This is a genomic window from Ilumatobacteraceae bacterium (genome assembly GCA_033344875.1).
Classification (GTDB): Bacteria; Actinomycetota; Acidimicrobiia; order Acidimicrobiales; family Ilumatobacteraceae; genus Ilumatobacter.
Map to the genome: position 1 here is coordinate 783,996 of JAWPMO010000001.1, position 22,576 is coordinate 806,571.

At 69.5% G+C, this 22,576-nt stretch carries 18 protein-coding genes; 13 read left to right on the plus strand and 5 right to left on the minus strand.

The annotated features are described in order from the left end of the window. Positions 1 to 37 precede the first annotated feature (37 nt). Positions 38 to 1,114, plus strand: a complete 1,077-nt coding sequence (locus R8G01_03745; GenBank protein ID MDW3213084.1) for a site-2 protease family protein — start codon at positions 38 to 40, stop codon at positions 1,112 to 1,114. Positions 1,115 to 1,125: 11 nt separating this feature from the next. Here the strand turns inward: R8G01_03745 and R8G01_03750 are convergent, their stop codons facing one another. Genes R8G01_03750 through R8G01_03770 form a run of 5 tightly spaced genes read right to left on the minus strand, consistent with a single transcriptional unit; the run spans position 1,126 to position 6,168 of the window. Continuing rightward, positions 1,126 to 1,623 (minus strand): phosphoribosyltransferase, encoded by a 498-nt coding sequence (locus R8G01_03750; protein MDW3213085.1) that lies wholly within the window; start codon positions 1,621 to 1,623, stop codon positions 1,126 to 1,128. 34 nt (positions 1,624 to 1,657) lie between these two features. Then, positions 1,658 to 3,955, minus strand: a complete 2,298-nt coding sequence (pucD, locus tag R8G01_03755; GenBank protein ID MDW3213086.1) for a xanthine dehydrogenase subunit D — start codon at positions 3,953 to 3,955, stop codon at positions 1,658 to 1,660. Further along, positions 3,952 to 4,428, minus strand: coding sequence for a (2Fe-2S)-binding protein (locus R8G01_03760; GenBank protein MDW3213087.1), 477 nt, complete (start codon positions 4,426 to 4,428; stop codon positions 3,952 to 3,954). Before R8G01_03760 ends, pucD begins: the two co-directional genes overlap by 4 nt. Further along, positions 4,425 to 5,294: an FAD binding domain-containing protein gene (locus R8G01_03765; protein MDW3213088.1), complete on the minus strand. Its 870-nt coding sequence runs from the start codon at positions 5,292 to 5,294 to the stop codon at positions 4,425 to 4,427. The genes R8G01_03760 and R8G01_03765 overlap by 4 nt, the downstream gene beginning before the upstream one ends. Positions 5,295 to 5,349: 55 nt before the next feature. After that, positions 5,350 to 6,168 (minus strand): polyphosphate kinase 2 family protein, encoded by an 819-nt coding sequence (locus R8G01_03770; GenBank protein ID MDW3213089.1) that lies wholly within the window; start codon positions 6,166 to 6,168, stop codon positions 5,350 to 5,352. A 136-nt stretch (positions 6,169 to 6,304) separates the two neighbouring features. Here R8G01_03770 and R8G01_03775 point away from each other — a divergent pair, with 136 nt between their 5' ends. Genes R8G01_03775 through R8G01_03830 form a run of 12 tightly spaced genes read left to right on the plus strand, consistent with a single transcriptional unit; the run spans position 6,305 to position 22,565 of the window. Further along, a complete protein-coding gene (locus tag R8G01_03775; GenBank protein ID MDW3213090.1) occupies positions 6,305 to 8,179 on the plus strand; it encodes an ABC transporter substrate-binding protein in 1,875 nt (624 codons plus the stop codon). Positions 8,180 to 8,225: 46 nt separating this feature from the next. After that, entirely contained in the window at positions 8,226 to 9,182 is a 957-nt protein-coding gene (locus tag R8G01_03780; protein MDW3213091.1) for an ABC transporter permease, read from the plus strand. After that, complete coding sequence (locus tag R8G01_03785) at positions 9,179 to 10,102, plus strand: ABC transporter permease (protein MDW3213092.1); 924 nt, start codon at positions 9,179 to 9,181, stop codon at positions 10,100 to 10,102. Before R8G01_03780 ends, R8G01_03785 begins: the two co-directional genes overlap by 4 nt. Then, positions 10,099 to 11,172 carry an ABC transporter ATP-binding protein gene (locus R8G01_03790; protein ID MDW3213093.1) on the plus strand — a complete coding sequence of 358 codons (1,074 nt, stop codon included), beginning with the start codon at positions 10,099 to 10,101 and terminating at the stop codon, positions 11,170 to 11,172. The genes R8G01_03785 and R8G01_03790 overlap by 4 nt, the downstream gene beginning before the upstream one ends. Continuing rightward, a complete protein-coding gene (locus R8G01_03795) occupies positions 11,172 to 12,176 on the plus strand; it encodes an ABC transporter ATP-binding protein (GenBank protein MDW3213094.1) in 1,005 nt (334 codons plus the stop codon). Before R8G01_03790 ends, R8G01_03795 begins: the two co-directional genes overlap by 1 nt. A 14-nt stretch (positions 12,177 to 12,190) precedes the next feature. Further along, complete coding sequence (locus R8G01_03800; GenBank protein ID MDW3213095.1) at positions 12,191 to 13,129, plus strand: hypothetical protein; 939 nt, start codon at positions 12,191 to 12,193, stop codon at positions 13,127 to 13,129. Between the two features lie 30 nt (positions 13,130 to 13,159). Then, complete coding sequence (locus tag R8G01_03805; protein ID MDW3213096.1) at positions 13,160 to 13,534, plus strand: hypothetical protein; 375 nt, start codon at positions 13,160 to 13,162, stop codon at positions 13,532 to 13,534. After that, complete coding sequence (locus R8G01_03810; GenBank protein MDW3213097.1) at positions 13,531 to 14,970, plus strand: GMC family oxidoreductase; 1,440 nt, start codon at positions 13,531 to 13,533, stop codon at positions 14,968 to 14,970. The genes R8G01_03805 and R8G01_03810 overlap by 4 nt, the downstream gene beginning before the upstream one ends. Beyond that, complete coding sequence (locus tag R8G01_03815) at positions 14,967 to 16,022, plus strand: NAD(P)-dependent oxidoreductase (GenBank protein MDW3213098.1); 1,056 nt, start codon at positions 14,967 to 14,969, stop codon at positions 16,020 to 16,022. The genes R8G01_03810 and R8G01_03815 overlap by 4 nt, the downstream gene beginning before the upstream one ends. Positions 16,023 to 16,033: 11 nt before the next feature. After that, positions 16,034 to 17,071 (plus strand): NAD-dependent epimerase/dehydratase family protein, encoded by a 1,038-nt coding sequence (locus R8G01_03820; GenBank protein ID MDW3213099.1) that lies wholly within the window; start codon positions 16,034 to 16,036, stop codon positions 17,069 to 17,071. Next, positions 17,068 to 18,315: a glycosyltransferase family 39 protein gene (locus R8G01_03825; protein ID MDW3213100.1), complete on the plus strand. Its 1,248-nt coding sequence runs from the start codon at positions 17,068 to 17,070 to the stop codon at positions 18,313 to 18,315. Before R8G01_03820 ends, R8G01_03825 begins: the two co-directional genes overlap by 4 nt. After that, positions 18,312 to 22,565: an alpha-(1->3)-arabinofuranosyltransferase family protein gene (locus R8G01_03830; GenBank protein MDW3213101.1), complete on the plus strand. Its 4,254-nt coding sequence runs from the start codon at positions 18,312 to 18,314 to the stop codon at positions 22,563 to 22,565. The genes R8G01_03825 and R8G01_03830 overlap by 4 nt, the downstream gene beginning before the upstream one ends. Positions 22,566 to 22,576: the final 11 nt, after the last annotated feature.

The window sequence follows — 22,576 nt, forward strand, 5'->3', positions numbered from 1 at the left end:
CATCGACACCACCTGGGTGTCGGAAAGTGTGTGATACATGAACTCGGGTTCGTTGCAGCTCGGCACCGTGTCGGGCATCTCGGTCAAGGTCCACTGGAGCGTCGGCCTGATCTCCATGCTGCTCGGCGTCAGCCTGGCCCAGGAGATCGGCCTGTTCCCCGGTGCGATCGCGGTCGTCGCGTTCATGGCGTCGATCCTCGTCCACGAGTTCGCCCACGCTCTGACGGCCCAGCGGTTCGGCGTCGGCACCGAGTCGATCCAGCTCTGGGCCCTCGGCGGTGTCGCCCGTCTCGACCGCGAATCACCGTCGGCCAAGGCCGAGGGTTGGATCGCAGCGGCTGGCCCGATCGCCAGCATCGCCGTCGCACTCGGCAGCCTCGGGGCATGGACCCTCCTCGGTGGCGCCGACAGCGGCAGCCGATACGTCGCCGTCCTCGGCTGGTTGGGCGTGATCAACGCGCTGCTGTCGGTGTTCAACCTCCTGCCGGGTGCCCCGCTCGACGGCGGCCGCATCGTCAAGGCGGTTCGCTGGGCGATGCACGGAGATCGTCATCGTGCCGCGCGCGAGGCGGGGCGGGCCGGCATCGCGATCGGCTGGGCGACCGCAGCCCTCGGCTTCTTCCTGATCATGCGTGAGCAGAGCGGCATCTGGCTGATCATCACCGGAGCGTTCATCGCGGTCAACGCCCACGTCGAGATCGCCGCCGCGACCATCGCCGGCCACCTCAGCGGTTCCAAGGTCCGCGACCTCACCTGGTTCGGCCTCGCGGAGGCCGGCGAGGACATGGACGCCGACTCGATGCTGTGGCAGCGGGGGCGACTGGGTTCGGCCGGCGCCGTGACGATCACCGACGCTGCGGGCAACGCGCAGGGCCTGGCGTTCGAGGACGACATGTGGGCGGTACCCGCCGACGAGCGGCCGTGGGTGATGCTCACGCAGATGATGGTGCCGTTCGATCGCACCGCGCAGGCCGGTCCCGACGACGACCTCGCGTCGGTCCTGCCCAAGATCAATCCCGCTCGGCCGATCGTGACCGTCTGGCAAGACGGTCGACTGGTCGGCCTGGTGCCGCCACGTCGGCTCCGCGAACGCCTCGCGGCCGCCGGACTGTGACCGCCTGACCGTCAGGCGTCGGCGACGCTCCAGTCGCGCTTGGCGACCGGCGGCTGATCCGACCACGGGAAGTTGATCCACAGGTCGGTGCGCTTCCACACGTAGTCACACTTGACGACCGAGTGCGACTTCTCGTAGATCACCGCGGTGCGGACCTCGCCGACCTTGCCTTCGCAGAAGTCGTCGACGCTCTTGAGCGTGTGACCGGTGTCGGCGACGTCGTCGACGATGAGGATCTTCGCATCGTGCAGGTCGACGAAGTCAGGCGCCGGCGGCAGGATCCGCGGGACCTCGAGTCGTTCGTCGACGCCGGTGTAGAACTCGACGTTCATCGTGTAGGTGTTCTTGACCGACAGGGCGTACCCCATCGCTCCGCCGATGAGCAGGCCGCCCCGTGCGATCGAGAGCACCATGTCGGGCTCGAAATCGTCGTCGGCGACCATCTGCGCGAGCTCTCTCGACGCCGTTCCGAACAGTTCCCACGTCAAGATCTCACGCTCTTCAGACATGTGCGTGCACGCTACAGGCTCTGTGCTGGTGCGGTCACAAACCGATGATGTCGATCGGCCGGACCGGCACGCGATCGATGGTGTGGGTGCGGCCGGCCTGACGCACGGCGTCGCGGATCGCAGCGGCGATCGCCGGCGTGACCGAGATGCACGGCGGCTCGCCGACTCCCTTGGCGCCCAGCGGCGACAGCGGCTCGTACTGCTCGATCAGCGTCGTCACGACCGGCGGCATGTCGAGCATGGTCGGCAACAGGTAGTCGGTGAAGCTCGCGTTGCGGATCACCCCGTCGATCTGGACGATCTCCTCCATCACCGCGAGACCAAGGCCCTGAGCGATGCCGCCCTCGATCTGGCCGGTCACCGAGAGCGGGTTGAGCGCCCGCCCGATGTCCTGGGCGGTCGCGACCTGTACCACCTTGACCAGCCCGAGCTCGACGTCGACGTCGACCACCGCCCGGTGGGCGACGAACGCGAACGCGACGTGACAGTTGCCCTGACCACGCTCGTCGAGTTCTTCGGTGGCGCGGTGACGGTACACGGCGGTCTCGTCGAGTTCGCCGGTGCTCGTGGCGTCGACCACCGGCATCCGGAAGCTCCCGGTCGTCTCGACGACGTCGCGACCGTCGATCGCGAGGGTCGACGCGTCGAGGCCGTGTTCGTCGGCCAGGCGCTCGAACAACCGTTGACGAACGGCTTCGCAGGCTGCCTGCACCGCTCCCCCGCTCATCCACGTCTGACGCGACGCCGACGTCGAACCTGCCGAACCGACGCCGGTGTCGATCCGATCGAGCACGACCTCGTCGACGCCGAGCACGGTTCGCGCGATCTGGCTCGCGAGCGTGACGAACCCCTGCCCGACCTCGGCCGTGGCGAACTTGAGGGTGGCGACGCCGTCGACGAGCCGACAGCGTGCGGTGGCGTAATCGTCGAACCCCTCGGAGTACATGAGGTTCTTCATCGCCACGCCGTAGCCGATGCCGCGCACCACGTGCTGTGCATCGGCGGTGCGTCCCGCCCCACCGGGCAGTCGCATGACGTCGCCGTCGTGTCCGCCGACCGGTTCGTCGGGGAACGGCAGAGCGACCGTCTCACGGATGCACTCCTCGACCGGCGCCACGCTGTCCATCACCTGCCCGGTGATCATGACGTCGCCCGTGCGCATCGCATTGCGCAACCGCACCTCGATCGGGTCGAGGCCCGCTGCGGCGGCCAGCTTGTCCATCTGCGACTCGTGCGCGTAACAGGCCTGCACCACGCCGAACCCGCGCATGGCGCCGCACGGCAGGTGGTTGGTGCGAACCGCGAAACCCTCGACGACCGCATTCGGGCAGCGGTACGGGCCCTGCGTGTGCGTGATCGCATTGAGCAGCACGGCCGACGAGGTCGACGAGTAGGCGCCGCCGTCGAACACGAAACGAGCCTCGATCTTGACGATCTCCCCATCGGCGGTCGCGTGGTGCCGCATCCAGATGGTCGCCGGATGCCGATGGACGTGACCGAGGAAGCTCTCGGCTCGGGTGTAGTGCATGCGCACCGGGCGCCCGAGACGGAGGGCGAGCAGGCAGGTGTGGACTTGCAGGGAGATGTCTTCGCGGGCACCGAACGCGCCGCCGACACCACCGAGCACGAGCCGGACCTGTTCTTCCGGCAACCCGAGACACGCCGCGATCTGCCCGCGGTCTTCGTGCAGCCACTGCGTGGCGACGTGGAGTTCGACGCCTCCGCCCCCGCTGTCGGGGATCGCGAGCGCTGCCTCGAGACCCAGGAACGCCTGGTCCTGCATGCCGATGTCGTAGGTGCCCTCGACGACGACGGCACCGGTCGCGGTCGCGTCGCCGTGTTCGACCCGTTGTTCGCGGAGCATGTTGCCGGCGGGGTGGATCGCCGGCGCACGCCCGGCGATCACCTCGTCGGGATCGAGCACCGGTTCCAAGAGTTCGTACTCGACGACGATCGCCTCGAGTGCCCGACGGCACGTCTCCGGATGATCGGCGGCCACTGCGGCGACGGGTTCGCCCACGTATCGGACGACGTCGGAAGCGAAGACCGGTTGGTCCTGGTCGATCAGCCCGTAGTGCATGACGCCGGGCACGTCGTCGGCGGTGATGACGGTCTCGACGCCGTCGATCTGCCATGCGGCCGACGGGTCGACCCGGATGATCCGCGCGTGCGGGTGCGGTGATCGCAGGGTGGCGCCCCAGAGCACGCCGTCGCCGCCGAGATCACTCGAGAACTCGAATGTGCCCATCACCTTGGCGATCCCGTCGGGGCGGGTCGGCGACGTGCCGAGCCCGAGGTGGCCGGCCCACGTGGCGGCGTCGGTGAGGCTCATCGTGCACCCTCGCGTCGTGTGACCGCGACCTGTTGCACGGCTTCGATGATCCGGCCGTACCCGGTGCACCGGCACACGTTGCCGGAGAGCTCCTCCCGGATCTGCATCTCGGTCGGCTCCGAGTGCTGTTCGAGCAGATGGTGGGCGGCGATGATGAGGCCGGGCGTGCAGAACCCGCACTGAACGGCGCCGGTGTCGACGAAGGCCCGTTGGACGTCGGTCGGCGCGTCGCCCAGCCCCTCGACGGTCACGATCGGCTCGTCGACCGCCGCTGCGGCCATGACGAGGCAGGCGCACACGAGTTCGCCGCCGACTTGGACCGAGCACGAGCCACATTCCCCCTGCTCACAGGCACCCTTGGCGGCCATCAGGCCCAGGCGCTCCCTGAGGACGTAGAGCAGGTTCTCGCCGATCCAGGCATCGCGGACCTCGCGCTCCTGGCCGTTGACGTGCAGGGTGTAGATCTCGCTCATGCTGCTCCTCCCGGGAAGGCTCTCCGGACGAGTCGCCGGACCATCACGCCGACCGCGTGCCGTCGGTAGTCCGCGGTCGACCGGTGGTCGTCGATCGGACGGCTGGCGGCGGCGGCGAGCCGTCCGGCCTCGTCGGCCGCGGCGACGTCGATCGTGCCGCCCGCCCAGTCGACGGCCTCGCCGACGACCTGTTCGGCGTCGTGGCAGCGCACGATCGTCGGCCCGACCGATCCGAGCGCGATCCGGACCGTGCGGCCGGGCGTGTCGGTCGCGACGCAGGCGCTCGCGGTGGCGATCACCATCGCGTTGCGAACCCCGACCTTGCTGTAGCCCTGCCAGCCGTCGAGGACCGGGACCGTGATCGCCTCGATGAGTTCGCCGGGCTCGAGGGCCGTGCGCTTCACGCCGAGCATGAACTCCGCGACGGGCATCGAACGCCGCCCACCGGACGCGACGAGGTGGATCTCGGCGTCGAGCGCGACCAGGACCGGGAGGCCGTCCCCGGCGGGAGAGCACGTCGCGAGGTTGCCGCCGATCGTGCCGGCATTGCGGATCTGCGGGCTGCCGACGGTCCGCGCGGCTTCGGCGAGCGCCGGCACCATCGACTGCAGCGGGTCACGTTCGATCTCGGCCCATCGGATGCCGGCACCGAGTCGGAGCCGCCGCGTCTCGGGGTCGAGGGTCCACGAGGTGAGCTCCGGGACCCGACCGAGCGAGATCACGGAGGTGTCTCCCCACGGCAGCGTGCGGTGCCGTTCGTTCACCTCGACCATCAGGTCGGTGCCACCGGCGAGGAACAGCGCCTCGGGGGCGGCAGCGGCCGCGGCCACGGCGTCGGCGAGGGAGGTCGGGACGACGACGGGCATCACGCGACTGTACAAAACGTTCGGTCGAGAACCCGGTCAATCGCAGGGCGGTCGGTCACACCACGACGACACCCGCGACCTCGTCGGCGGCCGCCGGATACGTCGGTCCGATCGCTTCGAGGTGATGACGCAGGATGCCGGCCACGACGCGGTTGCGCACCCACTTGCGGTCGGCGGGTACCACGTACCAGGGGGCGTCGTCGGTCGTGGTTTCCCGGATCGCGTCGCGGAAGGCGGTCTGGTAGTCGTCCCAGAGTGCACGGTCGTCGAGGTCGCCGCTGCGGAACTTCCAACGCTCGTCCGGATCGTCGACGCGGTCCTGGAGGCGTTCGCGCTGCTCCTCGTTCGAAACGTTGAGGAAGATCTTCACGACATGGGTGCCCTCGTCGACGAGCATCCGCTCGAAGTTGCGGATGTGGTCGTACCGGCGCTTCCAGACCCGTTCGGGCACCAGCTCCTTCACCCGGACGACCAGGACGTCCTCGTAGTGGCTCCGGTTGAACACGCCGATCATGCCCTTCGACGGGGTGTGGTGGTGGACCCGCCACAGGTAGTCGTGGGCTCGCTCCTCCTCGGTGGGCACGCCGAACGAGTTCACGTCGATCCCGGCGGGGTTGACACCGGTCAGCACCGACCGGATCGTGCCGTCCTTGCCGCCGGCGTCCATCGCCTGGAGGACGACGAGCACGGCGGTCTCCTCGGCCGCGAAGAGGCGACGTTGGAGATCGGCGACCTCACCGATCTCCGTGACGAAATCGGCCTTGGCCTGGTCTTTCTCCCACCCGAAGGTCTCGCGGGGGTCGTGGTCGTCGAGGTCGATGTCGTCGTCGGCGCGACAGTGTGCGACGGCGTCGGCGAGGTCGTGTGCAGCCATGGTCGGACGGTACACGCCCGACCATCACGAATCCGTGAAGATGCCCCTGCTTGATGCCGATCGACCCAAGGGCATGATGTAGCGTCCGTCACATCTCAGGGCGAGGAGCGCCCCGAACCTCCAGGGGGAACTTTTGATGACAGCAGTGACACGACCGACCCGACGGTGGCATCGCCGCCTCGCAGTTCTCACGATCGGCGGTCTTCTCGTCGCCGCGTGTGGTGGCGGCGACGACGACACCGCGGAGCCGGACGACGGCACCACGCAGGACGACGGCGGCGACTCCGACGGCGCAGACGACGGCGACGGTGGTGACGGTGGTGACGACGGTGACGGCGACTCCGACGGCGACGGTGGTGACGGCGACTCCGGTGGTGACGGTGGCGATGAGCCGGCGAGCGGCGGTGACGACGACGACACCTCCGACGGTTCGCCGGTCGTGGAGACCCTGCCGCCCGAGGCGAACGTCGATCCCGTGGTCGGCGGCACGCTGCGGTACGGCCTCACGGCCGACACCAACGGCATCAACCCCGCCGCGTCGTCGATGTCGGTCAACGGTCTGATGATGGGCAACGCCGTGTTCGACACGCTCTCGGCCCTCACGCCCGACGGCCAGTGGGTCCCGTTCCTGGCGGAGTCGTTCACCCCGAGCGACGACCTGACCCAGTGGACGGTCAAGCTGCGCGAGGGCATCACGTTCCACGACGGGACGCCGCTCAACGCCGAAGCGGTGCTGACCAACTTCGAGTCGCAGCGGGCGCATCCGCTCGTGGGCTTGGCGGTCAAGCCGTTCTACCCCGAGACCGACGCGGTCACGATCGTCGACGACCTCACGCTGACCTTCAACCTGCTCGACCCCGACGCGAAGTGGCCGACCTCGGTCGCCGGACAGCTCGGCATGATCGCATCGCCGACCTGGCTGGCAGCGGCTGCCGACGACGGCTCGCTGAACCAGGAGCCGATCGGCACCGGCCCGTTCAAGTTCGAGAGTCGAAGCGAAGACTCGGTCACCCGGTTCGTCCGGAACGACGACTGGTGGAACGGTGACGTCTACCTCGACGCCGTCGAGTTCTTCCCGGTCCCCGATCCCGACGCCCGCAACGACCTCCTCTTCGGTGGCGACCTCGATGCGCTGCACACCACGAACCAGGCCTCGATCCTCGACCTCACCGACGACGAGGCGATCCAGAACGTGCTCAACGACGCCTCCGAGGAGTCGTTCGCGATGATCAACTCGGCGCAGCCACCCTTCGACGACATCCGGGCCCGCAAGGCCCTGACGCTCGCGACACCGGTCGACCTGTACAACGAGCTGATCGCGCTGGGCGTCAACCGCCCAGCGGAGCAGATGTTCATCCCCGAGAGCCCGTTCTACAACCCCGACGTCACCCAGGAGCACGACGACCCCGACGCCGCTGCCGCGCTGGCAGCCGAGTACTGCGCCGAGCGCGGCTCCGAGTCGAACGATCTGCTCGGCACGCCGACGTGCACCGACGGCAAGATCAACATGGAGTTCCAGTTCTCCGGCCCGTCGGTGGTCCAGACCCGCATCGCCGAACTGCTCGACGAGGGCTGGAGCGTCGCGTTCAACGTCACGTTCAACGAACTGCTCGAAGACGAGCACATCCAGCAGACCGCGTTCGGTCAGTACAACGTCAACACCTGGCGTCAGTTCGGTGCGGCCAACCCGACCAACGACAACGTCTGGCTGCTGTGCCGCACGATCGGTGGCATCTCGCTCAACTGGCCTCGCTACTGCGACGACGAGCGTGACGCCATCATCTTCGAGGCGATGGCGACCGCCGACGACGCCGAGCGCGTCCCGCTGATGCAGGAGCTGGTCCGGAAGATGAACGAGGACTACCTCTACATCTTCTTCAACCACACCCTGTGGAACAACGCCTTCACCGAGAACGTGCACGGCATCTGCGACCGCACCGCACCCGACGGCACCGTGCTCGAGTGCTCCAGCAACGGGCGCACCTGGTTCAGTTCGGTCTGGATCGACTGATCCGGATGCCCGTAGACCGCCCGTCACATCGCCGGACCGAGACTCGATGAACTATTGGATGCAGCGCCTCGGCATGGCCGTCCTGCTGCTGTTCGCCGTGAGCGCGCTCACCTTCGGAGCGATGAACACGCTCGGCGACCCGCTGTTCAACATCCTCGGTCCGGCTGCGGACGACCGTGACAACCCCGAGAGCCTGAAGCAGATCGAAGCCGCCGAGGCCGAGTTCCACCTCGACAAGCCGCTCCCCGAGCGGTACGTGAGGTGGCTCGGCGACTTCGTCACGGGCGACATGGGACCACAGTTCAGCAAGACCGGTGAACCGCCCGTCACCGATCTGATCAAGGAGCGGTTGCCCCGTTCGGTGATGCTGCTGGTGATGGCGCAGTTGCTGGCCACGATGATCGCGATCCCGTGGTCGCTGTGGTCGGCGTCGAAGGCCAACCGACCTGCCGACAAGATCTCGACGTTCTCGACGTTCCTGATCATCGCGCTCCCCAACTTCGCGCTCGGGGTGATCCTGAAGTACGTCTTCGCGATCAAGCTGAGTTGGTTCCCGCAAACGTTCAACGCGACCGACCCGTTCCTGTCGCGCGTCTGGCAGATGTTCCTGCCGGCGCTCACGATCGCCCTCCCGGCAGCGGCCGTCTACCAACGGCTGCTGCGCACCGACCTCATCACGACGCTCCAGGAGGACTTCATCCTGATGGCACGGAGCAAGGGTGTGTCCAAGAACTCCGTGCTCTTCCGGCATGCACTTCGGCCGTCGCTGTTCTCGTTCGTGACCGTGTTCGGCATCAACACCGGGGCCCTGATCGGCGGGTCGCTCATCGCCGAGACGATCTTCCGGGTCCCGGGCCTCGGCTCAGCGATCGTCGAGGCGGTCGCCACCGAGGACTTCCCGGTCGTGCTCGCGATCGTGATGATCATCGCGACGGCGTTCGTGCTCGTCAACGTGGTCGTCGACGTGGTCTATTCGATCATCGACCCGAGGGTCCGGCGATGAGCGACGGTCTCGGATTCGAACAGGCGCCCGCGGCATTCACCGGCGCAGGGGCGATCGCCGAGGACGCCGCGCCCGAGGGCGACACCGTCTCGCGCCGCCTCGGTTGGGCCTTCTGGCTCTGTGTCGCCTGGCTCGTGCTGATCATCGGTGCGGCGATCCTCGCTCCGTGGCTCCCGCTCAAAGATCCGAAGGCCAACCTGATCAACCGCGATCTCGGCCGACCGCCGTACTCCCCCTCCGGCGAGTTCTGGTTCGGTTCCGACCAGGACGCGCGCGACGTGTTCTCCCGCACGATCTTCGGCGCCCGGGTGTCGCTGACGGTCGGGTTCGTCGCGATCGCGTTCGGCATGCTGATCGGCGGCACGCTCGGCGTCGTCGCCGGCTACTTCCGTGGCTGGTGGGACCGTGTCGTGTCGTTCCTGTTCGTCGTGCTCCTCTCGTTCCCGGCCCTCGTGCTGGCGATCCTGATCACCTCGCTCCTCGATCGCGGCCTCGTCACGATCTCGCTCACGCTCGGTTTCCTGGCGATCGCCCCGGTGGGGCGTCTCGCCCGGGCGACCACGATCCAGTACGCCGATCGTGAGTTCGTCGTCGCGGCTCGCACGTTGGGAGCCAAGCATCCGCGCATCATCGTCCGTGAGCTGCTCCCCAACGTCGTGATCCCGATGGGTGCGCTCGCACTGCTCGGCATGGCGGTCGCGATCGTCGCCGAAGGTGGTCTCGCCTTCCTGGGCCTCTCGGTCCAGAAGGAGGAGACCTGGGGCAAGCTGATCCTCATCGGGGCCGGTTCGCGCGACCTCGAGCAGGCGCCGTGGATCTCGATGGCGCCGATCTTCATCCTGTTCCTCACCGTGCTGGCCCTCAACTACGCCGGCGACAAGGTTCGGGCCTACTTCGATGTCAGGGAGTCGAGCCTGTGAGCGACCACATCCAGACCGCGGGTCGGGTGACCGAGGGCAACCTGCTCGAGGTCGACGATCTGCGCACCCACTTCCGCACCGACCGTGGGCTCGTTCGTGCCGTCGACGGGGTGACGTTCTCCCTCGAACGTGGCAAGTCCCTCGGGATCGTCGGCGAGTCCGGGTCCGGCAAGACCGTGCTCAGTCGCACGATCATGGGGCTGCTCCCCTCCAACGCCGTGCTCCACGGCTCGGTCAAGTTCGCCGGCCAGGAGACGCTCGGGCTCGACGCCAAGCAGATGCGGCACCTCTGGGGCCGTGAGATGTCGATGGTCTTCCAGAACCCGATGGTCTCGCTCAACCCGCTGATGAAGATCGGTCGTCAGATCGCCGAACCGCTGATGATCCATCTCGACATGGACAAGCAGAACGCCCGTGAGACCGCACTCGCGCTGTTGCGCGACGTCCGGATCCCCGAACCCGAGAAGCGGCTCGACCAGTTGCCGCACGAGCTGTCGGGCGGTATGCGCCAGCGCGTCATGATCGCGATCGCGCTCGCCTGTGGACCGACGCTGCTCTTCGCCGACGAGCCGACCACGGCGCTCGACGTCACCGTGCAGGCGCAGATCCTCGAGCTGATCGGTGAGCAGCGCCGTGATCGCAACATGTCGGTCATCCTCGTCACGCACGACCTCGGCGTCGTCGCCGGCCACACCGACGAGATCGCGGTCATGTACGGGGGACGCCTCGTCGAGAAGGCACCGACCAAGCAGCTCTTCGCGAACATGAAGATGCCGTACACGAAGTCGCTGATGCGCAGCATCCCGAAGCTCGAAGATCCGAGCCACACCCGGCTGCTCACGATTCCCGGTCGGCCACCCGACCTCGTCAACCCGCCCAAGGGGTGCGGCTTCGCCCCTCGCTGTGCGTACGCGCGCGAACGTTGCCTCGACGAGCGCCCCGTGCTCGAACCGACCGCCGAGTCCGACCAGCACGTGTTCGCGTGCTGGTACCCGGTGGGTTCACCCGAGTTCGAAGCCCGTGACGTCGAGATCATGGCCCAGGTCAGCGTCGCCGGGCGGGCCGGCTGATGGCGGGTACCGGCAAGGCCCACCTGCGCGACGGCGATGCCGTCCTGCGCGTCGAGGACCTGGTGGTCGAGTTCCCGATCGGACGGCGCGGCGTCGTCAGCGCGGTCGCCGGCATCAGCTTCGACGTGCTGCGCGGCGAGACGCTCGGCATCGTCGGCGAATCCGGCTGCGGCAAATCGACCACCGGTCGGGCCATCATGCAGATCGAGAAGCCGACGGCCGGGTCGGTCGTGTTCGAGGGCAGCGATCTGACCACCCTGCCATTCGAGCAACTCCGCGAGGCCCGCACGAAGATCCAGATGATCTTCCAGGATCCGATCTCGTCGCTGAACCCACGGCGTCGCGTGCGCGACAGCGTCAAGGACCCGCTCGACATCTGGGATCGCGGCACCGAGTCCGAACGCAGCCGGTTGGTCGACGCGGTGCTCGAGAACGTGGGCATCGACCCCGACCGCGCCGCCGAGAGCCGACCCCACCAGTTCTCGGGTGGTCAGTGCCAGCGCATCTCGATCGCCCGCTCGCTCGTGCTCGACCCGACCCTGATCATCTGTGACGAGCCCGTCTCGGCGCTCGACGTCAGCGTGCAGGCGCAGGTCCTCAACCTGCTCGAAGACCTCAAGGCCGAATACGGCCTGACCCTGATGTTCATCGCCCACGACCTCGCCGTGGTCAAGAACATCAGCGACCGGGTCGCGGTGATGTACCTCGGCAAGCTGTGCGAGATCGCGAGCAGCGACGACCTCTACTCCCGACCGGCGCACCCGTACACCAACGTGCTGCTCGAGTCGATCCCGGTCCCCGACCCGGAGGTGGCGGTCACCGGCACCACGATCACCGGCGAACCGCCGTCGCCGGTGAACCCACCGACCGGCTGTCGCTTCCACCCGCGCTGCCCCAACGCCGACGAGGTCTGCGTGAGCACCGAACCCGTGATCCGCCCGATCGGCGACGGGCACTACGTGGCGTGCCACCACCCCCTCGAAACGCCGGTCACGATCGGCTGATACCGTCGGCGGCGATGTCGCCGACGGCGCCCGTGTGGACCGAGATCGAGGCGCCGCGTTCGCTGCGCCGCACCCTCGGCGTCCAACGGATCGGCGTCGCCGATCCCACGACCCGTCTCACCGACCGTTCGTTCCTGCGTGCGACGATCACGCCCGACGGACCCGGCACCCTGCTGATCCGTTGGTCGCACGACCCGGCGGGCGCCGACGACAGCGGCCTCGACGCCGAGGCCTGGGGTCCGGGTGCCGAGTGGCTGCTCGCCCGGGTCGACGACCTCACCGGCGCACACGACCGCGTCGGCGTGTTCGAGCACGCCCATCCGGTCGTCGAACGTTCACTGCGGTTGACCCGAGCCGGCCGGATCGGGGCGTCGCACCTGCTGTACCACCACCTGCTGCCGACGATCATCGGGCAGCGGATCACCGGGGGCGAAGCGATTCGCCAGTGGGCCCGGCTCTGTCGCGAGCTCGGTGAACCTGCGCCCGGCCCGAACGACGTCGTCGGGACGATGCGTCTGCCGCCGGCACCCGAGACGCTGGTTCGGCGACCGGCGTGGTGGTTCCATCCGCTCGGGATCGAGACCAAGCGGGCACGCCCCTTGACCGAGGTGGCTCGCCACGCCGACAAGCTCTGGCGCTGGACGGAGGCAGGACCCGACATCGCCGCGTCGAAGTTGCGGTTGTTGCCGGGCGTCGGACCCTGGACGATCGGGTCGGCGCTCGGTCCGGTGCTCGGCGACCCCGACGCCGTGCCGGTCGGCGACTATCACCACCCGAACACCGTCGCCTGGGCGCTCGCCGGCGAACCGCGCGCCGATGACGACCGGATGCTCGAGCTGCTCGAGCCCTACCGGGGGCAGCGCGGCCGGGTGCTGTGGGCGTTGACGTCGGCGGCGGGCCCTGCCCCGAAGCACGGGCCCCGTCAGCGAATCCTGCCGATGGCCCGCTGGTGACCTGGTCGGCGTCGATACGATCGCGCCATCGTGTCGACCCAGCAGCCACCGTCCCCGATCACGATCCCGAGTCCGCTCCGACCGTCCGGCCCGTTCGGCCGGTTCGCCGACGACCTGCTGTCGACCGAGTTGCCCGATCTGCCGGCCGACCGACGCGCCGAGACCGTGTCGTTCGTGTGCCGACGGGCGGCTCAGGTCCCGACGCCGCTCCAGCTCGGTGTGATCACGCTGTCGGTCGGCGTCGGTGGCATGCAGCGGGTCCTGGGCCATCCGCGGACCGTGGGCTTCCTGCGCGGGACGTCGCTCCCCTTCGTCGGCGAGCTGGCACGCCTCGTCCGGTCGCTCGGCTTCACGTACGTGTGGGAGACCTGGCCGACGACGACCGAGTCCGGGGCCCCGTCGTGATCAGCCCCGCACGCCACCACGACGCCGACGTGCTCGTGATCGGCTCCGGCGCCGGCGGGGCGACGACCGCGGCGCTGCTCGCCGAGGCCGGACGCGACGTCCTCATCGTCGAGGAGGGCCCGTGGGTCGAGCAGGGCTCGGTGGTGCCGTTCTCGCTCGAGCAGATGGATCGCCAGTACCGGTCCGGCGGCGTCACCGTCGCGCTCGGTCGGCCATCGATCGCCTACACCGAAGGACGTTGTGCAGGCGGCGGCACCGAGGTCAACAGCGGCCTGTATCGCCGCCCGTCGGAGGAGACGCTCGTCCGATGGCAGCGCACCCACCGGATCGCCGACTTCGGTCCGGAGGCGTTCTTCGAGACGTGCGAGGAGGTCGAGCAGACGCTGAGCGTCTCGACCGTGCCCGGCCGCCACACGCCGGCCAGCGAGCGGCTGCGGTCGGGTGCCGCCGCGCTCGGCTGGCAGCACGACGAGATCCCGCGCTGGATGACGTATCCGGACGGCGGCGACGCCGACAGCGGTCGACGCCAGAGCATGACCCGCACCTACCTGCCGCGGGCCACCGCACGACACGCCCGGCTGCTGTGCGACCATCGGGTCGACCGGCTCGTGTGGGACGGCCCACGTGCATTCCGTGCCGAGCTCACCGGCCCCGACGGGGGTCCGGTCACGATCGACTTCGGCGATGTCTTCGTGTGCGCCGGAGCGATCCAGACGCCGGCGCTGCTGCAGCGGTCGGGTCGACGCGGCCTGGTCGGGCGCTCGCTCGCCGTGCACCCGACCGTCAAGCTCGCCGCCCGGTTCGACGAACCGGTCAACGTGAGTGCCGACGTCCCGGTCCACCAGGTGAAGGAGTTCTCCCCCGACCTGTCGTTCGGCGGGTCGGCCAGCCACCCGGGTCTCGTCGCCCTCGCGCTCACCGACAACTGGGCCGAGATGCGCCGCTCGGTCACCGCGTGGCCCGAGATCGCGGTGTACTACGCGGCGATCACCAGCGAGGGCCGGGGCCGCGTGACCGCACTTCCCGGCATGCGCGATCCCCTCGTCACCTACCGGTTGAACCGCCGCGACCGGGCGCTGCTCGGTCAGGGTCTCGCCCGGCTGGCCCTGGTCATGCTCGAAGCCGGTGCCCGCGAGGTGTTCCCGTCGTTCGCCTCCGCCCCGATCGTCCGCACCCGGGCCGACCTGGCCGAGGTCACCGAACGGTTCGCGGCGACGGCCGCGAGCGTGATGACCGTGCACCTGTGCTCGACGGTGCCGATGGGCGAGGACCGCGACGTGGCGGCGGCCGACAGCTTCGGGCGTCTCCACGGTGCCGACAACGTGTACGTCAACGACGCCTCGCTGCTCCCCGATGCCCCGGGCGTCAACCCGCAGGCGTCGGTGATGGCGGTCGCGATCCGCAACGCACGACGGTTCCTCGAGGTGGCCTCGTGACCGAGATCGATTCGATCGAGCGTCCCGACGTCACGATCGTCACCGGCGCCGGTGGCTGGCTGGGCACGGCGTTGATGGCGGCGCTCACCGACCCCGCCGGCCGGGCCCGTCGCGACACCGAGATCCGCCCGTTCGTGCGGACACGCGTCGAGGCCGACGCCATGGCGGCGTTGGGCTCGCAGGTCCGCCCGGTCGTCGGCGACCTCCGACGTGCGACCGACCTCGACCGGCTGTTCGACGGTCTGACCGGTGATGTCGATGTGATCCACACCGCCGGCATCATCCATCCGGCCACCGTCGCCGAGTTCACGACCGTCAACGTCGACGGCACACGGAACATGCTGGCTCGCGCCGACGGCAACGGCATACGGCGGTTCGTGCACGTGTCGTCGAACAGCCCGTTCGGGACCAACGCCCACCCTGGTGATCGATTCCGCAACGACGAGCCCTACCACCCGTACTATGGGTACGGCCGCTCGAAGATGGAAGCCGAGTTGGCGGTCCACGAGGCGGTCGACGGTGGTCTCGACGCAGTGATCGTCCGCCCGCCCTGGTTCTACGGACCGCACCAGCCGCCCCGTCAGACGACGTTCTTCACGATGGTCCGCACGGGGCTGTTCCCGGTGTTCGGCGGTGGCGCCCAGTCACGATCGATGGTGTACGTCGAGAACCTGGTCGACGGTGTGCTGCTCGCCGAGCTCGTGGCGACGCCGGCCGGCCGTGGCTGGTGGATCGCCGACGAACGGCCCTACACGGTGTCCGAGATCGTCGAGACCGTCGGTCGGGCACTCCGCGACGAGGGGTACGAGGTCCGCCCGAATCGGGCACGACTCCCCGATCTCGTCGCCCGGCTCGCCGAGCGCGCCGACGGCATCATCCAGCGGGCCGGCCGCTATCACCAGCAGATCCACGTCCTGGGTGAGATGAACAAGAACATCGCCTGCAGCATCGACGTCGCTCGCGACGAGCTCGGCTACGAGCCGGCGGTCGAACTGTACGAAGGTATGCGCCGCAGCATCCGCTGGTGTCGAGAGCAAGGAATCGAACTGTGACACGAAGCCTGGTGACCGGAGGCAGTGGCTACTTCGGCTCGCTCCTGGTCGCTCGCCTCCTCGACGCCGGCCACGACGTGCGCGTGCTCGACATCTCCGACGACACCGACCGCCGTGACGACGTCGACCTCGTGCTCGGCGACATCCGGGATCGTGCGGTGGTCGAACGGGCGGTGGTCGGCGTCGACACCGTGTTCCACAACGTGGCGCAGGTGCCGCTGGCGAGGGATCAGCACCTCCTGCGGTCCGTCAACGTCGACGGCACCCGGATCCTCCTCGAGTCGGCGCGCGACGCCGGCGTCGGCAAGGTGGTCCACACGTCGTCGAGCGCGGTGTTCGGGGTGCCCGACGTGAACCCGGTCCTCCCCACGACCGTGCCCAAGCCCGAGGAGGCCTACGGGCACGCCAAGCTCGCTGCCGAATGGGCCTGCCTCGATGCGGCGCGCGACGGGCTCGACGTCTCGATCGTCCGGCCGCGGACGATCCTCGGCCACGGCCGGCTCGGCATCTTCGGCATCCTGTTCGACTGGATCGCCGACGGCGCCGACCCGATCGTGCTTGGAGACGGCTCGAATCGGTACCAGTTCGTCCACGCCGACGACCTCGCCGACGCCTGCATCGCTGCGGGTCTCGTCGCCGGGCCCGGCGTGTTCAACATCGGCACCGACCGGTTCGGCACGATGTTCGAGACCCTCGACGCGCTCTGCCGTCACGCCGACACCGGGGCTCGGGTTCGACGTGTGCCCGCCGGTCCCGCCGGGCTCGCGATGCACCTCACCGCGCGACTCGGGGTGACCCCGTTCGCGCCGTACCACTGGCTCATGTACGCCAAGTCGATGTGGTTCGACCTGGAGCATGCGCGCGCCGGGCTCGACTGGGAGCCACGATGGTCGACCGATGACATGTTCGCTCAGAGCTACGACTGGTTCGTGGCCAACCGGTCGGCCACACACGACGCCGGGGCCAGCCATCACCGTCGGTCCGCTCGACAGGGTGTGCTCGGCGTGATCAAGCACGCGACCCGAGTGCTGCCGCGGGCCGGAGCATGAGCGTGACCGACGACCTCGAGGTCGCCTCCCCCCTGCGTCGGATGACGGGCACCACGTGGTGGCGCCTGCTGCGTCACACGCTCCCGATCTACATCCTGTCGCGGTGCTGTGTGCTCGCCGGCGCTTCGGTCGTCGCGGCCGAACTGCGCGTCGACGCCAACCTGGCCGACGAGCGAAACCTCCCCATCGCGGACCCACATGGGACGACCAACGCCGGGAGCGCGATCCGACCGATCCTCGACGTGCTGACGTCGTGGGACGGGCTCTGGTACATGGACATCGTGCGCAACGGCTATCCACGTACGATCCCGCCCGACGTCACGTACTTCGTCGACGAGGCCCGCGCCGCGTTCTTCCCGCTGTTCCCCCTCGTCGGTCGGGCGTTCGACCGCGTGCTCCCCGGTGGCGACTCGTTGGCCGTGCTCGTCCTGAACATGCTGCTCGGCCTGATCGCCGTCGTCCTGTTCGCCCTGATCGCCGAACACCTGTACGGCGAGCGAGTCGGCCGCACCACGGCGACGCTCGCCGCGCTCTTCCCGGGCAGTTTCGTGCTCTCGTTCGCCTACAGCGAGGCGCTGATGCTCGCCCTCGCCGCCGGCTGCCTGCTGATGCTGCTGTACCAGGAGTGGACGGCTGCGGGCGTGCTCGCTGCGCTCGCCACCGCCACGCGACCGAACGGGCTCGCCCTGGTGGTCGCGTGCCTCGTCGCTGCCGGGTTCGCCATCCACGAGCGCCGCGACTGGAGCTCGCTGACCGCCGTCCTGCTCGCACCGGTCGGATTCATCACGTTCCAGGTCTGGCTCGGACAGCACACGGGCGAACCCGGCGCCTGGTTCCGGGTCCAGCGCGAAGCGTGGGACGAGGGGGCCAGCTTCGGGTGGACCGCGATCAGGAACACCGTCGAGGCGATCTGGCAGCCGATGACCTCACCGACCGACACGATCACCGCGCTCAGCTTCCTGGCCACGATCGTCCTGGTCGTCCTGGCATGGAAGGCGAAACTGCCGTGGGTGCTCCACGCCTATTCCTGGGCGATCATCGTGTTGATGCTCGTTCCCGCCACGGTGACGGCGCGACCTCGTTTCGTGTTCACCGCCTTCCCGCTCCTGATCGGCGCCGCCAAGTGGTACGACGAGCATCGCCGCGACCGTGACGAGACCCTGTGGCCCATGACCATGGCCGCGTGCGGCGCCGGCCTCGCCGCACTCACCGGGCTCTACGGATCGTTCGGCGCGATCCCGTGACCGAGGCGCGAGCCGCCTGGTACGCGCGCCCCCCGGCTCGCACCGCCGCCGTCCTCGCCCTGCTCGCGTATCTCCCCTCGCTCACCGCTGCGCCCGGCCGCATGCCGAGCGACAGCAAGCTCTACCTGTATCTCGATCCCGGCCGCTTCCTGGCCGACGCCGCGTCGACGTTCGACGGTCGGCAGTTCGCCGGTTGGGTGCCGCACCAACACGTCGCCTACCTCTGGCCGAGCGGCCCGTGGTTCTGGTTCTTCGAGACGATCGGTGTACCCGACTGGATCGCCCACCGGCTCTGGATCGGTTCGATCATGCTCGCCGCCGGCCTGGGTGTGCGATGGTGCGGCCGACTGCTCGGCGTCGGCCCGATGGCCGCCTTCGCGGCGGCGATCGCCTACCAGTTGTCGGTGTACGTGTTGCCGTACGTGTCGCGGACCTCGGTGATGCTGCTCCCATGGGCCGGTCTCGGTTGGATCGTCGCGTTCACGATTCGAGCGACGCGGCAGCGCGGCTGGGCCGACCCCGCGGCGGTCGCGCTGGTCGTGTTGACGGTCGGCGCGGTCAATGCCACCGCGCTCGCCATGATCATCCCCGCGCCCGCATGGTGGCTCGTCCACGCCGCCTGGAGGCGGTCGATCGCCTGGCGGGACGCCGCCCTGGTCGCCACGCGGGTCGGCGTACTCTCGCTCGCCGTGTCGCTCTGGTGGATCGCGATGCTGCTGATCCAGGGCCGGTACGGGACCGACGTCCTGCCCTACTCCGAGTCGCTCGCGGACGTGTCGCTGACCGCCACGTCCGCGGAGACGTGGCGCGGTCTCGGCTACTGGCTGTTCTACGTGCGCGACCCGTTCTCGGCCACCACCACCGAGTCGTTGCGCTACCTGTCGTCGACCGTTTCGATCGCCCTGAGCTATGCGCTGCCGCTGTTGGCCCTCGCCGCGCTCACCTGGTGTCGCTGGGCCCACCGTCGCTACGTCGCCGGCCTGATCGGGATCGGTCTCGTGCTCGCCGTCGGGGTGCACCCGATCGGCGACCGGTCGCCCCTGATGCGGGTCTTCGCCGGTGACGACGACGGCGGTTTGGCGCTCGCCCTGCGGAGCAGTACCCGTGCGCTCCCGGTGATGATGCTCGGGGTGGCGCTCGCGCTCGCGATGGTGGTCGAGGCCGGTCGGACATCGACGCCGGTCCCCCGGTTCGACCTCCGGGCGTCGTCTGCACTCGGTGTCACGGTGGCGCTGGTCGCGGTCCTCAACCTGCCGTCACTGTGGACCGGGGCGTTCGTCGATCCGGCGCTCGAACGCGACCAGGACCCGCCCCCGTCATGGCTCGAAGCCGCCGCCGCGCTCGATGCATCCGGCGACGACGGTCGCGTCCTCCAGCTCCCGGGTGTCGAGTTCGGTGCCTACCGATGGGGGTACACCGTCGATCAGCCGCTGCCCGGACTGACCGACAAGCCACTCGTCACCCGCGATCTGCTGCCCCTGGGGTCCGGCCCGGCGATGGATCTGCTCTATGCGTTCGACGACCGGGTGCAGGACGGGGTGCTCGAACCCTCAGCGGTGGCACCGATCGCACGGTTGCTGGGGGCCGACACGATCTGGCTGACGAACGACCTGGCCGCCGAGCGCTTCCGCACCGCCCGTCCCGGGGTCGTTCGCGACCTGGTGACCGGGGCTCCCGGCATCGGCGACCCGGTCGGGTACGGCGAGCTCTCGTTGCACCGCCCGGAGACGCCGATGGCCGACGGGCGAGCGCTCGCCGATGCTCGGGTCGGAGATCCGTCGCCCGACGTCGAACTCGTCGCGGTCGAGCAGCCGGGTCGGGTCGTCCGAGCGGCCGCCGACGTGCTCGTCGTGTCGGGGTCGGGCGACGGCCTCGTCGACGCGGCGGGTGCCGGCCTGCTCGACGGCACCGACGTGGCGATCCGGTACTCCGCCGATCTCGACGCGGGTCGTGACGGAGCCGTCGAGCGAGCCGTCGGTGTCATCGTCACCGACTCCAACCGCGACCGGGCACGCCACTGGCGCAGTTCACAGGACACCACCGGCTTCACCGAGACGGGCGGGCCGGATCAGGACGTCCTCACCTCGGTCGCCGCCGACGCCCGGCTCGACGTGTTCCACCCGACCGACCCGGCGACCCAGACCATCGCCGAACAGCGCGGCCCGGTCGTGGCGACCGCGAGCGCCTACGGCGAACCGTTCGCGTACCTGCCCGAGCACCGCCCCTTCATGGCGGTCGACGGCGACCCCGACACGGCATGGCTGGTCGGGGAACACGGCGACCCGATCGGTGCGACGATCCGCCTGGACTTCGAGCGACCGACCGACCGGCTCGTGCTCCACCAACCGCCGCAGCCGGACGACCGACACATCACGCAGGTCGTCTATCGCACCGCTGGTGGCGCCGACGGTGGCTCAGGCGGCGGCAGCTTCACGCTCGACGAGGCCTCGTGGAACGGGGCCGGCAACGTGTTGCAGCTCGACGCGCCGGTCGATGCGATCGACCTGACGATCGTCGCGGTGGCGGGCGGCACGCCGTTCACGGCATCGGCCGTCGCACCGGTCGGGTTCACCGAGATCGACACCGGTGCCGGACCGGCGACCGAGGTCGTCCGGCCGCCGATCGACGCACTCGGCGCGGTCGCCGCGGAGACGCCCCTGGCGCACGTGCTGACCCGGCTCAGGGTCGACCCGATGGACCGCTGGCGCGACGATCCCGAACCCGTGCTCGTCCGCGAGATCGAGCTGCCGACGCCTCGCGACATGACGGTCGAACTGAGCGCCCGGATCGACGCCCGTGCCACCGACGCCGAACTCGCGTCGCTGTTCGGGTGGCCGGCGGTGGCGTCGACCCGCCTGACCGGTTCGCCCCGCAACGCCGGCGTCTCCGCGCTCGACGACGACGACACGACCGCGTGGATCACCGCGTTCGGGGCGGCGCGTGGCGCCGTCCTGGCCACCACGACCTCCGAGCCGGTCTCGTCGGTCACCGTTCGCCAGCCCGTGTCCGGCTTCAGCCGGGTCACGTCCCTCGTCATCCGAGCGGGCGACGAGGAGCGCACCGTGCAACTCGACCCCGACGCCGCCGGATCGTCGACGGTGCCGGTCGATCCGCCACTCCCCGCCGGGGCGCTCGAGTTCGTGCTGGCCGAGATCGACGAAGAGCAGACGATCGACCGGCGATTCGGCGACCCGCTCGTCCTGCCGGCGGCGATCCTCGACCTGCGCTACGACGGTCGCCCAGCGACCGAACCGGTCGCCGCGTCGTCGGTCGATGTGCCGTGCGCCACCGTGGCGCGGATCGACGGTGTCGATCTCACGGCCTCGATCCGGGTCGTCGATGCCGGTTGGCTCGACGGAGCACCGATCGAGGTCGAAGCCTGTGACCCGTCGGTGAGCCTGGCCGCCGGGCACCACCTGATCGAAGGCACCGCAGGCGCACTGCCGGTCACCCTCGACCGGGTCGTGCTCGACGACGGTGTCGCCTCGGCGCTTCGTGACGCCGCACCGGCACCGCCGGTCGAGGTCGTCGCCGACGGCCGGTTCGACCGGACGGTCGAGGTCGGGCCCTGCCCGGACGGCTGCTGGCTCGTGATCGGCGAAGGCGTGAACGAGGCATGGACGGCAACGGCGGCGGGCCTCGACCTCGGTCCCCCGGTCACCGTCGACGGCGGCTTCAACGGCTGGTGGGTCGCTCCGAGGGACGGCATCACGACGGTCGAGGTGCGTTGGACGGCGCAGGGCACGCTCGTGTGGGCACTCGTGGTCTCGCTGCTCGGCACGGCCGGCGCGATCGCGCTGATCGCTCGTGCCCGGCTCCGACGCGACGACGACATCGGGATCCCCGACACGGCGACGCCGCCGGGCTGGTCGTGGGGTCCGTCCGCTCCGGTGGCACGGCACCGAGCCGTGATGATCGCCGCGACGTGGACGCTGGCCGGAGGGCTGCTCATCGGCCCGCAATGGGCCCTGTGCGGGCTCGTGGGCGGCGCAGCGGTCGTGATCGTCCGTCGGCACCGCCTGGTCGAGCTGACGGCGTTGGCGAGCCTCCTGGTCGTCGCCGCGATCGTGGTGCTCCGGGAGCGGCGTTCGGCGCCCCCGCCCAACGGGGCATGGCCCGGAACGTTCGAGTCGGTGCACGGCCTCGGCATGTTCGCCATCGCCTGTGTGATCGTCGCCGCGCTGGTGGCCGACGACACCGAGCCGGCGGCCGCACCGCCGGGCCGGCCGGACAACACCACCGACGGGTGACGGTTCACTAC